The following is a 12,504-nucleotide window of genomic DNA, read 5'->3' as shown; positions in this document are numbered from 1 at the left end:
CGGTGTCAGTTCGCGCCCGAGCAGGGCGAGAGGGCGATCTCCTCGATTCGGGCCTGTTCGTCCGCGATCCGTCGGAGTTCGACCGCCATCCCCTCGGCGTCGCCGTCGCTCTCGACCTGCGCCATGCGGTCGGCGGTGCTGGCGAGCAGCGCCGCCGCCTCGGCGACCGTCTCCCGCTCGCCGTCCTCGAGCCGGGTGACGATCTCGGAGTAGCAGCGTTCGGTCGGCTCTTCGGTGCTCATACCTGCCGTTCTCGGGGCGGGACTATCAAACCCCGCCGTGCCGGCTCAGGCGACCGACCGCCGCGGCGAGAGCAGGAACCGCGCGTCGCCCGCACCCCCGGCGAGCCCGAAGCCGAGCGTCACCGGCTGCTCGGTTCCGAGCTCCACCCGCAGCTCGCTGTCGGCGGGAATCGGGCGCACCATCTCCCGGAGGTAGTCGAGGCTGAACAGCGACTCGGCGTCCGCGGGCGAGAGCGCGGCGAGGTCGTCGCCGTCGAACGCCAGCGCCACGTCGTCGGTGTCGCCGGTCGCCTCGGCGTAGAACGTCCCCGCGTCGGCGTCGACGCCGAGCGTGAGGTGGCTCGACACCATCCCGGCGGCGTCGACGATTCGGGACACGTCGCCGCCCGCGATCGTCAGCTCCGCGGGGCAGTCGTACTCCATCTCGGCCGGGTCAAGCGGCTCGCGGATCGCCTCGGGGTCGATCAGCCCCAGCGTGTAGGCGAGTTCGCCGACCAGCACGTGGAGTTGGCGACGATCGGCGTCGAGCACGAGCCGGACCGAATCGCCCGGCTCCGCGAGGCCGACCACCTCCCCGAGCCGGCTCACGTCGACGCCGACGGTCTCGCCGCTCGCGTCGTACGCCGCGAACGCCTCGGCTGGGAGATCGAGCGACACAGCCGCGACGCTCGCCGGATCGACCGCGCGCACGTGGAGCCCGTCGGCGGCCAGTTCGAGCCGGCACTCGTCGACGAGCGCACCGAGGACGGCCAGCGCGTCGTCGAGTCGGTCGGCGTCGATCGTCGCGTCGACAGCGGGGTCCTGCGGCAGCGACACGGTGGGGGAGACGGCTTCGGACATGAGCACTCGGTCGGTCGGAAACCGCATAAGCGTTTTTCACAGAAATCCGATTGATAATCGTTAACCGAGTATAGAACGCCACCTTTATCGAGATTCATACCCCATTATCGAGTATGGCTGGCGACGAACGCGACCGAGGAATCCTGAGCGAGGCCGACCGCGCGTACCTGCGCGGGGAGAAGACGTTCTCGAGCGTCCAGTCCGAGCGGAACGCCCGAGCACGGGTCCGGGACCGACTGTTCGAGGCGGTGCGGGACTTCGAACTCCTGGTCGAGGCGCTCGACGACCACGACCGGGAGCTGGTGTTCGAGAAGCGCTTCGGCAACATGGCGGGCGCCGACGCGTTCGACGCGCTCGTGTCGGCGCAGGCGCTGCTGTATCGCGGCGTCGACGACACCGATATCGACTTCGAAGCGGTACTACACGAGGCAGTGAACGTCGCCGAAGCCGGCGATGGGCGGGCGGCGACGGTGGATCTCGACGTGACGTACGAGCGGCTGAGCCCGGAGAGCCTGCTGCACAAGCTGGAGAGCGGCGAGGAGCTGTCGCTGACGGAGCTGGCGTACCTCCACGGCCACGACGACGTGAGTCGGGACCGACTGGCGCGCTACGTCGCCGACGACGAGACCGTCGACGACGGCCGGATCCAGTCGAAGGTGACGGAGTTCTGAGCGTCGGCGTCGAGTTCGTGATGGCCGGGATTTGAACCACAGTCACTCGCTCGCGGGGCTCGCTCGTTCCCTGCTTCAGATCCCTTCGTGCGGCTCCGACCCGATAGCGCCGGCTTCGCAGCGCGATGAAACGCGCTGCTCGCCGGGTTGCTGTCGAGAGAACGCCGAGGAAGGGATTTGAACCCTTGAGTCCGTGAGGACAGTAGATTTCGAATCTACCGCCTTGGCCAGGCTAGGCTACCTCGGCTCACCTAACCGTCGTACACGCTCCGGTTAATCGGTTACGGTTCAACGCAGCGCGTTGATCAGCGCGACGGCGCCGACGACGAGCAGGAACACCGACGCGATCGGCTGGCCCCCGGCGGCGGCGAGATACACCGCGTAGCCGACGGCGACGGCGAGGCTGCCGACCAGCACCGACGAGACGACGTGGACGATCTCGCCCCGGGTCGTGTCGGTCTCCTTCCCCAGCTGCTCGCCGACCGAGACGGCGTTGCTGGCGGCGTCCCACGCGAGCACGCCCGTCAGGGCGCCGACGAGCACCAGCAGCGGCGGCGCGCCCGTGTAGCCCGCGTACAGCGCGCCGAGCAGCAGCACCCCGCCGCCGTTGGTGATCAGCCGCCGCGACGCGACCGCGAGCCCGGCGAGCAGCACCACCAGCCCCAGCCCCGCGACGGCGCCGCCGGCCGGCACCACGACCGCCGTCGCCGCGACCGACAGCAGCGCCAACCCCGCCGCGACGGCGACGCCGAATCGGGACGGCTCGCGGGTGATCTCGGTCATCGCGACCACCTCCGACTGCGTCGGCAGTCGGTCCTGTGGGGTCGAGGAGCGCAGGTCATCGCGACCACCTCCGGGTCGCCCGAGCGAGTTCGACCGCCAGCGGGCGCTCGCCCCAGTCGATCACCCGGATCCCGTGGCTCCGGAGCCGGCGGAGCCGCGTGTCGCGTTCGAGGCGGGCGAGCCGGTGGGTCGCCGTGTCGTCGACCGTCGGGTCGGGGCTGATCAGCGTCAGCTGGTGGCCGTAGGCGTCCAGCCGCTCGGCGACCGTCGCGATGTAGTCGTCGGTCACGGGGCTGAACAGCACGATCTGGGCGTCCGCGGGCAGTCGGCGCCGGAGCCGTCGCAGCGCGATCGAGGGGTAGAACGGCTCCTCGGAGGGCGACACCGAGAACGCGGGGTGGTCCGCCAGCAGGCGCCGGGCCGTCGCGCGGTGCTGCTCGCCCGTCGTCGGCGCGAGCCAGCACGCCTCCGGCCCGTAGCTGGCGATCCCGACGCGGTCGCCCGTCGAAAGCAGCGCCGAGAACGCCTCGCCCGCGGCCTCGACGCTCCGCTCGACGGCGTTGGGCGTCTCCTCGTCCGGCGCGCGGTAGGCCGCCTCCCGGGAGTCGATCAGCAGCACCACCGTCGCCGCCCGCTCCTCCCGGAACGACACCGTCGAGAGCTCGCCGCTGCGGGCGTAGCGGTTCCAGTCCACCCGGGAGAGCGGGTCGCCCCGGCGGTACTCCCGGGTGGAGTGGAACTCCAGCCCCGAGCCGGCCACGTCGGTCGCGACGCGGCCGGAGTACGGCGTCGTCAGCCCGCGCAGCGGGAGATCGCTGCTGGCTTCGAGCGTCGGGAGACAGCGCAGCGTCGTCTCGTGATCGACTTCGACCCTGCGCTCCCGCGAGCCGCTGGCGTTCCGAACGATCGCCGTCAGCGGCGCCCAGTCGTGCGCGCCGCGGGTCGCCGTCACCGTGTAGCTGAACGTCGCGCGCTTGCCCGGGCGGAGCGCGGTCCCCAGCCTGGCGGTGCCGTCGGTGACCGAGAGCCCCGGCGGCACGCCGTCGACGAGCCGCAGGTCCGGGATCGTCGACGACCCGGCGTTCTCGACCGTCACGGTCACCGTCACCTCGTCGTCGGGCGACGGCGAGGGGTCGGAGAGCTCGCGGTCGAGGGTGAGGTCGGCCGCCGGCGCGTCGCCGAACCGGGCGTACGCCGCGAAGCCGACGCCGACGAGCGCGACGAGGAACAGTCCGGGGCGCTGGAACGGCAGGCCGAGCGCGAACGCCGCGAACGCCAGCGCGCCGATCCCCGCCCAGTGTTCGGTGTCGACGGCGTCGACGTAGCTCATCCCCCACCCCCGTGGGCGACGAGGTCGTCGACGACCGCGACGGTGCGGGCGAACGCCGCCTCGTACTGCGAGAACGGCGCCGTCGCGAGCAGGCGGGCGCGTTCGGCGGGCGGGAGCCGGACCTCTTCGCCCAGGAACCACGCCGCGACGGGGTCGTCGGTCCACTCGCCGCTCTCCAGTTTCTCGCGGGCCGCGGCCTCGCTGCAGTCCTCGGCGTCGGCGACGGCCGCGACGGCGACGCTCGCGATCCGCTCTCGAATCTGCTTCCGCGGGCGGTCACCCCGCCGGGACGACCGCCGCGCGAACCGCAGCGTCTCCCGCAGGTCGTCGCCCGGCGCCGGCGCCTCGTAGCGGCGCTCGGGGTCGCCGGTCTCGGCCCCCCGGAGCGGCGTCCGCCGGCGAGCCAGCGCGGTCGTGACCGACTGGACGCCCGCCGCGACCGCGATCAGGAGCACGAACACCCAGCTCGCGGGGATCAGGCCGGCGAACTCCTGCTGGAACGAGACGAACAGCCCGACGAGCACGGCGACGGCGCCGAGGGCGGCGAGCCGGCGCCTCATTCCTCGGCCTCCGCGTAGCTCTCCTCGATCCGGCGCAGCGCCGCCGTCGCCCGGCGTTCGCGATCCTCGGTCACGTCCCGATCGCCGTACCGGACCTCCTCGAACAGGTCGGTGAGCTCGTTCACGTCGTCTGGCGCCATCCCGGCGTCGACGGCCGCCGTCGCGAACTCCGCCGGCGTCGACGACTCGGGGTGTTCGACCGCGAGGTGTTCGGTCATCTCGGCCCACGCGCGGAACACCTCGTTGTCGAATGCGTCGCCGGTCTCGATGCGGTCGGCGGCCTCGCCGGCCACGCGCCCCACGGCGGCGATGTCGGTCTCCTCGTCGTCGGCGTCGCGCTCGCGGTCGACGACCGAGTCGACCACGTCGTCGGCGGAGGCGACGTACAGCAGCACGATCGCCGCCAGCACCAGCACGACGAGCACGATCACGAGCAGCACCGACGGCTGGCTCGTCGCCGTCTCCGCGGCGGCGCCGAGGCTGCCGCCGCCGGTCTCGTTGGCGCTGGTCGTCCGGTTCGCCGGTTCGGCCGGTGCGATCCCCTCCTGGATCGTCTGACAGCCGGCGAGCGCGAACCACATCAGGTAGACGATCGGCCCGTAGAGCAGGGCCGTCAGGATCCCCATCCCGAGAGACTCGGTGCGCCACCAGACGTAGCCCGCGAGCGCCGCGACGGTGCCGGCTATCAGCAGCTTCGCCGGCAGCGTCTGGAGGACGCTCATACAGGCGCCGCTGATCTCGCCGGTCCACTGCATCCCACCGCCACCGCCGGTACTCGAGTTGCTGGCGGCGTCGCTCCCGTCGCCGCTCCCGAGGCCGCCGCCGCTACCGTCGCCGAGACCGGCGCCGGAGTCGGACGCGACGGGGTTCTCGAGCGTGGCGCCCGCGGCGCCGATCGCGAGGAGGGCGAGGAGAGCGAGGACGACGGCGACCGCGGTGTCCCGCTGCACGCGGTGTGCTAATCACAACCGAGGTATAGTGGTTTCGTTGACGGATCCTGCCGCGACCGCGGGCCTTGATGCCTCGGGCGACCGGAGTACCCCCATGGCCAGCATCGGCGTCGTCGGCGCCGGCGTCGCGGCCGCCGCGGCGACGTTCGTCGTCGACGGGGCGCGCCCGGACGCCGACGTGACCGTCCTCGAGAAGTCCGGCGGCCTCGGGGGCCGCGCGGCGACCCGCCGCCACGGGGCGTTGACCTACGACTACGGGGCGAACTACGTGAAGTCCGACAGCGAGCGCGTCGCGGAGCTGTTGACCGAGACGCTCGACGACGACGGGCTCGTCGACGTGACGGAGCGCGTGTACACCTTCGACGAACGGGGCGAGGTGACGCCGGGCCGCGAGCCCGACGGCCAGAAGTGGTCCTACCGGGCGGGGCTGACACAGATCGCCAAGCGACTGTTCGCGCGGACCGACGCCGAAGTCCACCGCCGCACCCGAGTCGAGACGCTCCGGCACGACCCCGAGACAGGGACGTGGACGCTCGTCGACGCCGACGGGGAGGCGTGGGGGCCGTTCGACGCCGTCGTCCTCAACCCACCCGCCCCGCAGACCACCGACCTGCTCCGGGGCGCGGAGTGGGCGTCGCCGGCGAAGCAGCCCCTCGTCGACGCCGTCGCCGATGTCCCGTTCCGCACGATCTGGACCGCGGTGCTGCACTACCCGTTCGAACTGGACCGCCCGTACTACGCGCTGGTGAACACCGACAAGGAGCACGCGGTGGGCTGGATCTCCCGCGAGGAGTGCAAACCCGGCCACGTTCCCGACGGCGAGTCGCTGCTGGTGGTGCAGGCCAACCACGAGTGGTCCGTCGAACACTACGACGAGGACCCGGCGGCGAACGTCGACGCGCTCGCGGTCCACGCTGCCGAGATCGTCGGCGACGACCGCCTCGCGGAGCCGGACTGGACGGACCACCAGGGCTGGCGCTACGCGCTGACGGAGGGGAGCGCGCTGGCCGGCCCGCTCGACAGCGCCGAGGACGAGGGGCTCTACTGCACCGGCGACTGGGTCGCCGGCGAGGCGCGCGTCCACGCGGCGCTGGAGAACGGCCTCGAAGCCGGCGAGAAACTGTCGTTCGGACTCTAGAACGTCAGGATCTCGATCCCGTCCGTGTCGTAGGTGGTCATCGCCGCCAGCCGGTCCGACACGTCGTCGAGGCCGACCTCCCCACCCACGAGCGCGCCGGGGTCGAGCGTCCCGTCGTCGACCATCGCCAGCAGCTCGTCGAACCGGGCGGGCGGCATCCCGCGGGAGCCGAGCCAGTCGATCTCCCAGCGGGTCATCCAGTCCGTCGGGAGCGAAACCTCCCCCTTCTCCGCGTCGGTGGTCAGCCCGACCTGGACGTGGGTGCCGCGCGCCCGGAGGCACTCGACGGAGTTGCGGGCGGTCTCGGCGCGGCCGAGCGCGTCGAGGCTGACGGCGGCGCCGCCGTCGGTGATCCCGTGGATCGACTCGACCACGTCGGTCTCGCTGCCGTCGACGATCTCGCTCGCGCCCACCTCGGCCGCGCGGGCGAGCGCCTCGTCGTTCACGTCGACGGCGATCGGCCGGGCGCCCAGCGCGTCGGCGATCTGGATCGCCGAGAGGCCGACGCCGCCGCAGCCGTGGACCGCGACCCAGTCGCCGCCGCCCACGTCGGCGCGGTGGGCCAGCGCGTGGAACGCGGTCATGTACCGACAGCCGACCGCGGCCACGTCGCGGAAGCTCACGCCGTCGGGCAGTGTCTGGAGGTTGTGGTCGGCGTGGGGGACGGCCACCTGCTCGGCGAAGGCGCCCGGCACGTCGGGCTCGAACCCCAGCGCGTGGCCGTCCTCGCAGGTGTTGCCGTGGCCGGTCCGACACTCGCCGCAGCCCCCGCAGCCGAGGCTGAACGGGACGACGACGCGGTCGCCGACTGCGAACCGCGCCACGTCGTCGCCCACCTCGACGACGCGGCCCGCGGGCTCGTGGCCCAGCACGTAGTCCAGCGGCACCTGATCGTCGGCCCACTCGCCGTGGCCCTGCCAGGCGTGCCAGTCGCTCCGGCAGATGCCGCAGGCCTCGACGGCGACGACGGCGCCGTCCGGATCCGGTTCCGGCTCCGGAACCTCTGTCACGTCGAGCGGTTCGCCGTACTCGCGGAGGACTGCGGCGCGCATTTGGCCGGGGTTGGGGTGGGGTGTGTGTAGGGCTGTCGGTGGGGGCGCCCCTGACCAGCTGGCAGACGCGTTCGGCAGTGTCGCGCCAGCCGCCGCGCCCCGCGGTGGACCGTCGTTCGGCGCCTGGCGAGCGCCGGATCGGCGTTTCAGGGCCGAACCCCGGCCGTACTCCGATTAATCGGGGTTAACCGCGCCCAAGGCGGCTCCAGCGTTTCCCCGGTTGAAGTGGGTCGAGGCGCGCCTCCCGAGCGAGATGAAACCAGAACGCATCGGTCTCGCCGGCGGGGCGGTGGTGCTCGTCGCGACCGCTGTCGCGACGGTGGCGCCGTGGCTCACCCTCGGCCTGATCGACTGGGGCGGCCTGTTCGAGCTCCTGATCGCCGGAACGACGCTGCTGTTCACGGCGACCGCGCTGACGTGGGTCGTCCTGACCTACGTGATCGGCGCGGGGTACGAGTCGCCCGAACCGGTCCACGGCGCGGACGACATCCACGTCCGGATCCTGACCGTCGACGCCGAGTCGGTGGTGCAGCAGACCGTCGACTCGCTGCCCGCCGAGTTCGACGACGTCCACGTGATCGCCGAGGCGGCGATCGACGTCGACGGCGCCGACGTGCACGTCGTCCCCGACGGGTTCGAGGCCGACGCCGTCCGGAAGGGGCGGGCGATCGAGTGGGCCCGCCAGCACGTCGCGCACGACCGCGAGTTCGTGCTCTACCTCGACGAGGACAGCCTGCTGGAGTCCTTCGAGGGGCTGCCCGACGCCGACGTGGTCCAGCTCCGCGAGCGCCCGCGCCGGACCGGCTCGGTGCTCTCGTACCTGGGCGACGTGTACCGGATGGGCGTCCAGATCGAGCAGCGCGCGTTCGCGCGGCTCTCGGTGCCGCTGTTCGCCTGGGGCGGCGGCATCGCCGTCCGGCGCGAGGTCGAGGACGGAGTGACCTGGGACCGGGAGACGCTCGTCGAGGACACCGCGTTCGTCTGGGCGGCCGCCCAGCAGCTCCCCGAGTTCACGTTCGAGCTCGCGACGGCGACGTGTGCCAACGAGGCGCCGCCGTCGCTGACGGAGATCACCCAGCAGCGACGGCGCTGGGCCGCGGGCAACGTCCGCGCCGCCGCCGAACTCCCGGCCGGCTACCAGCTCCTGACCCGCGTGCGGAACTACGCGTGGGCGCTCTCGCCGGTCGTCACCCTCGTCGTCGTCCCGCTGGCGGTCCTGGGCGTCGGCGTCGCCGCGACGGGCGCGTTCGCGATGCTCTCGGTCGCGCTGGGGCTGCTAACGGCGTTCTGGTACCTCCGCGGCGTGCTCTACTACGGCGAGGAGCAGCTGAGCTGGGCGGTGGCCGTGCCGCTGGCGCCGGTCGTGACGCTGGTCCACTCGATGGGGACGATCGCCGGCATCCTCGACCCGCCCGAGGAGTTCCGGGTGACCGAGAAGGTCGGCGACGCCTGAGGACCCCTGGCCGTCGTTTCCCGGCTACGTTCCGCTTCCCGAACGCTCCTTTCGCCGTCAGTTCGAATAAACCAAATCCTTTTGTTGGAGAACGAGCCAACGCCGGCCAACCGGTATGTCCGCGTCATCGACACGTTTCGACCGCGTGCCGGCACCGAGGCCGCCCCAGGACGGCGACGCGTGGTACGCGCCCGAGACGCTGGCCCAGTACGAGAGCGCGCCCGGCGTCGTCGCCAGCGTCTCCCGGCGCGACGCCGACGAGCGCGGCGGGGAGGCGACCGAGTTCGCCTACGACGCCCGCGAACCGCCGCTGTCGGCCAGCGAGCAGGCCGAACTCGAGCGCGTCCGCGAGCATTTCGCCGACACGCAGCGGCGGCGCCCGCTCACGCGGCAGGGCGCCGTCGAGCGCGCCGAGTCGGGGTTCTCGCCGAAGTACGAGCGCACGCTCGACCGCCTGCTCTCCGGCGGTCCGGGCGCGCGTCGACGGCTGAACTACCACGCGCTGCGGGACCTCCGGCTGCTGGGCGACGCCACGCCGCTGGCGCTGGACGACGACGTGGGCGTCGCCGACAGCGAGGCCGCCGCGGACGGGAAGCTCGTCGTCCACACCACCGACTTCGCGCCCGCGGTGACCGAGCTCGACGCCGACAGCGAGTTCGTCGACCGCGTCGCCGCCGAGCGCCTGCGGCGCTACGAGGTCGAGTTCGCGGGCTACCCGGTCCCGGTCGTCGTCTACCGCGACGGGCTGCTGGGGAGCGACCGGTTCGCCACGCGCTACGCGGTTCTCGAGCCCGACCTCCTGCCGGGCGACGAGGCGCTCATCGCGGAGTGCAAGCAGCGCGTCTGGGAGGCCAGCACCGAGGACGTGATCGGCGGCGGCACCGACCGCCGCGCGTTCGTCGCCGAGCGCGCCCGCCGGCTGCTCTCCCGCCGACTGACTGGGCGCAACACCCGAGAGTGGCTCGCCTCGGCGCGCTACCGGGTCCGCTCGGCGCTCGCGGATCTCGGGGTCGGGGTGCCGCCCGTCGACGACCGCTACGCCGAGGACCGGCTGGACGACCTCGTCTACCACGTGCTGCGGGACTACGTCGGCCAGGGGCCGCTGACGGTGCCGATCCGGGATCCGAACCTCGAGGACATCGAAGCCAACCGCGTCGGCGAGCGCGTGAAGGTCGTCCCCCGCAGCGACGTCGCCGACGGCGCCCGGGTGCCGACGAACCTGACGTTCGAGGCCGAGAGCTCCTTCGTCAACGTCGTCACCCAGCTCGCGGCGGGCGACGGCGTCGAGCTCGACGCCTCGAACCCGAGCGCGAAAGTCAACCTCGACCCGCCGGGCGTCGACGAGACCGTCCGCTGTGCGGTCGCGCTGCCGGTCATCAGCGAGGGCGGCCCGTACGTCTCCATCCGGAAGCAGGCCGCCGAGGCGATGACGCCGGTGGATCTGCTCCGGAGCGACACGCTCTCGGTCGACCTCGTCGCGCTGCTGTGGCTCTGCTACGAGCACGGGCGCGTGGTGCTGTTCTCCGGCCCGACCGGGGTGGGGAAGACGACGCTGATGAACGCCCACATGCCGTTCGTCCCCTTCGACGACCGCCCGGTGTCGATCGACGAGGGGTCGAGAGAGGTCCGCCTGCCCCACGAGACCGGCGTCTCGCTCACCACGCGCGATCACGAGAGCGAGTACAAGCGGGTGACGATGGCGGACCTGATGACGGAGTCGAACTACCTCAACCCCGACACGGAGGTGATCGCGGAGATCAACACGCCCGAGAGCTTCGCGACGTTCGCAGAGACGGTCAACACGGGCCACGGCGTCGTCGGCACCACCCACGCCGAGGACGTGCGGACGCTCGTGAACCGCGTCGTCGAGCAGGACGTGCCGGCGTACCTGCTCGAGGAGATCGACCTCGTCGCCTTCCCCCACCACTCCGACGGCGATCGCTACGTCGCCCGCGCGGTGGAGTTCCTCTCGCCCGAACAGGCCGAGCAGCTCCCGCCGGGCGCGGGCGAGGTGATCGAGAAGGGCGACACCACGATCCACTTCAACGAGGTGTTCAGCCGCGACGTGGACGGCTCCTTCTCGCTGTCCGGCCCGACGGCGCCCGCGGACCCGGACGATCGCGGCTTCCGCCTGCTCCACCGGATCGCGGCGGCGACGGACCGCTCGGCTGACGCCGTCGAGCAGGAGTTCCGGCGCAAGCGGCGCTACGTCGAGTTCCTCGACGACGAGGGGGTGACCGAGTTCGACGCCCTGTTCGACCTGCTCGCGAACCTCCGCACCGACGAAGCCGCGACCGTCGAGCGCCTGCGCCGGACCGCGGTCGCGGACGGCGGTGACGGCGACGACGGCAACGACGGCAACGACGGCGACGACGGCGACGATGGCGACGACGGCGACCCCCCGGAGGGAGCCGATGAGCCTCGAGCACGGCGGCTCGACCGGCGAGCGGGGGACGGGAGACGCCACCGCCCGGCTCTCGGTGCTCGACCGGACGCTGTACACGCTGTTCGCGAGCGAGGCCGACGCCGCCCGCCACAGCGCCCACCGCGAGCAGTACCGCGGGACGGATCTGGGGATCGGCTTCGACGTGTACGTCGCGCGGCTCCACGGGCTGGCGTGGCTGACCGCGGTGCTGGCCGTCGTGCCGACGCTCGCGATCGCGCTGGCGGCGCCCGCCGGCGCGTACGACGCGTCGCGAGACTGCTCGCCAGCGTCGCGCCCGTCGGCGTCGCGCCGCGCCCGCCGCGCCTGCTCGTCGGCGTCGTCGTCGGGGGCGCCGTCGGCGTCACGACCCGCCTCGGCGTGATCGCGCTCGGCGGGCGCTACCTCGGCTGGCTCGCGAGCGCCCGCCAGGCCGACATCGAGCGCACGCTCCCCGGCGCGGCGCGGTACCTCCACGCGCTCTCCTCGGGCGCCGACGGCCCGCGGGCGATGCTGCGGAAAGTCGCCGAGAACGACGCCTACGGCGAGACCGCCGTCGCCGCCCGGAAGGTGCTCAACACCGCCGCGCTCACCGGGAGCCTGAACGAGGGGCTGCGCCGGGTCGCCCGCGACACCCCCTCACGGGACACGCTCGCGCCGTTCCTGCTGAAGTTCCGCGAGCACAGCGAGCAGGGCGGCGACGCGCTGGCGAACTACCTCGACCTCGAGGCGCGGATGCTGGGCCACCAGCGCTCGCAGACCCAGCGGCGCAACGAGGGGTTCCTCGAACTGATCGCGGAGCTGTTCGTCGTGCTGCTGGTGATGCCGGCGCTGCTAGTCGTCGTGCTCACCGTGATGAGCGTGCTCGCGCCGGGGCTCTCGCGGGCGATCCCGACGCCGCTGGGGTCGATCACCCCGCGGGCGGTGCTGATCTACGGCGCCGCCGGGTTCGTGCTGCTCGTCGGCGCCGGCGCGGCGGCGACGGTCGGCCGGCTCCGACCGACCGAGCGACAGGTGACCTACAGCCGCCCCGAGGGCGCGCTGGCCACGCTCCGCACGGCGC

11 protein-coding genes, 1 tRNA gene and 1 pseudogene are annotated in these 12,504 nt (G+C 72.6%); 5 read left to right on the top strand and 8 right to left on the bottom strand.

What is annotated here, in order from left to right:
- Positions 1-5: 5 nt before the first annotated feature.
- Positions 6-242, bottom strand: a complete 237-nt coding sequence (locus ACP95_RS00135; RefSeq protein ID WP_049979260.1) for a hypothetical protein — start codon at positions 240-242, stop codon at positions 6-8.
- A gap of 45 nt (positions 243-287) precedes the next feature.
- Entirely contained in the window at positions 288-1,082 is a 795-nt protein-coding gene (locus tag ACP95_RS00130; protein ID WP_161782040.1) for a DNA polymerase sliding clamp, read from the bottom strand.
- Between the two features lie 113 nt (positions 1,083-1,195).
- Between ACP95_RS00130 and ACP95_RS00125 the strand changes: the two genes are divergently transcribed.
- On the top strand, positions 1,196-1,753 hold the full coding sequence (locus tag ACP95_RS00125; RefSeq protein ID WP_049979258.1) for a hypothetical protein: 558 nt from the start codon (positions 1,196-1,198) through the stop codon (positions 1,751-1,753).
- A 162-nt stretch (positions 1,754-1,915) separates the two neighbouring features.
- Here the strand turns inward: ACP95_RS00125 and ACP95_RS00120 are convergent.
- The 5 genes from ACP95_RS00120 to ACP95_RS00100 form a co-directional block, all read right to left on the bottom strand.
- Positions 1,916-2,000: transfer RNA gene (locus ACP95_RS00120), tRNA-Ser, on the bottom strand.
- A 41-nt stretch (positions 2,001-2,041) separates the two neighbouring features.
- Complete coding sequence (locus ACP95_RS00115; protein WP_049979257.1) at positions 2,042-2,536, bottom strand: DUF7519 family protein; 495 nt, start codon at positions 2,534-2,536, stop codon at positions 2,042-2,044.
- Between the two features lie 55 nt (positions 2,537-2,591).
- Entirely contained in the window at positions 2,592-3,866 is a 1,275-nt protein-coding gene (locus ACP95_RS00110) for a DUF58 domain-containing protein (protein WP_049979256.1), read from the bottom strand.
- Entirely contained in the window at positions 3,863-4,426 is a 564-nt protein-coding gene (locus ACP95_RS00105; RefSeq protein ID WP_049979255.1) for a DUF7269 family protein, read from the bottom strand. Before ACP95_RS00105 ends, ACP95_RS00110 begins: the two co-directional genes overlap by 4 nt.
- On the bottom strand, positions 4,423-5,376 hold the full coding sequence (locus ACP95_RS00100) for a DUF4129 domain-containing protein (protein WP_049979254.1): 954 nt from the start codon (positions 5,374-5,376) through the stop codon (positions 4,423-4,425). Before ACP95_RS00100 ends, ACP95_RS00105 begins: the two co-directional genes overlap by 4 nt.
- A 94-nt stretch (positions 5,377-5,470) precedes the next feature.
- Between ACP95_RS00100 and ACP95_RS00095 the strand changes: the two genes are divergently transcribed.
- Positions 5,471-6,514: an NAD(P)/FAD-dependent oxidoreductase gene (locus ACP95_RS00095; protein WP_049979253.1), complete on the top strand. Its 1,044-nt coding sequence runs from the start codon at positions 5,471-5,473 to the stop codon at positions 6,512-6,514.
- Here the strand turns inward: ACP95_RS00095 and ACP95_RS00090 are convergent.
- Positions 6,511-7,566, bottom strand: coding sequence for a zinc-dependent alcohol dehydrogenase family protein (locus ACP95_RS00090; RefSeq protein WP_049979252.1), 1,056 nt, complete (start codon positions 7,564-7,566; stop codon positions 6,511-6,513). The two genes, ACP95_RS00095 and ACP95_RS00090, sit on opposite strands and share 4 nt — an antisense overlap.
- A gap of 253 nt (positions 7,567-7,819) precedes the next feature.
- On the opposite strand from ACP95_RS00090, the gene ACP95_RS00085 reads away from it, so the two are divergent.
- The 3 genes and pseudogenes from ACP95_RS00085 to ACP95_RS16205 all read left to right on the top strand — a co-directional run.
- Positions 7,820-9,019 (top strand): glycosyltransferase family 2 protein, encoded by a 1,200-nt coding sequence (locus ACP95_RS00085; protein ID WP_082224507.1) that lies wholly within the window; start codon positions 7,820-7,822, stop codon positions 9,017-9,019.
- A gap of 115 nt (positions 9,020-9,134) precedes the next feature.
- A pseudogene (locus ACP95_RS00080) lies at positions 9,135-11,420 on the top strand (type II/IV secretion system ATPase subunit); the annotation flags it as partial.
- A gap of 531 nt (positions 11,421-11,951) precedes the next feature.
- The coding region (locus ACP95_RS16205) for a type II secretion system F family protein (protein WP_237560366.1) at positions 11,952-12,504 on the top strand (553 nt) is incomplete at its 3' end.

The sequence above is a fragment of the Halolamina rubra genome (assembly GCF_000739555.1).
GTDB lineage: Archaea > Halobacteriota > Halobacteria > Halobacteriales > Haloferacaceae > Halolamina > Halolamina rubra.
The sequence above is the reverse complement of the archived record's forward strand: the minus strand, read 5'-3'. Positions and strand labels throughout refer to the sequence as shown.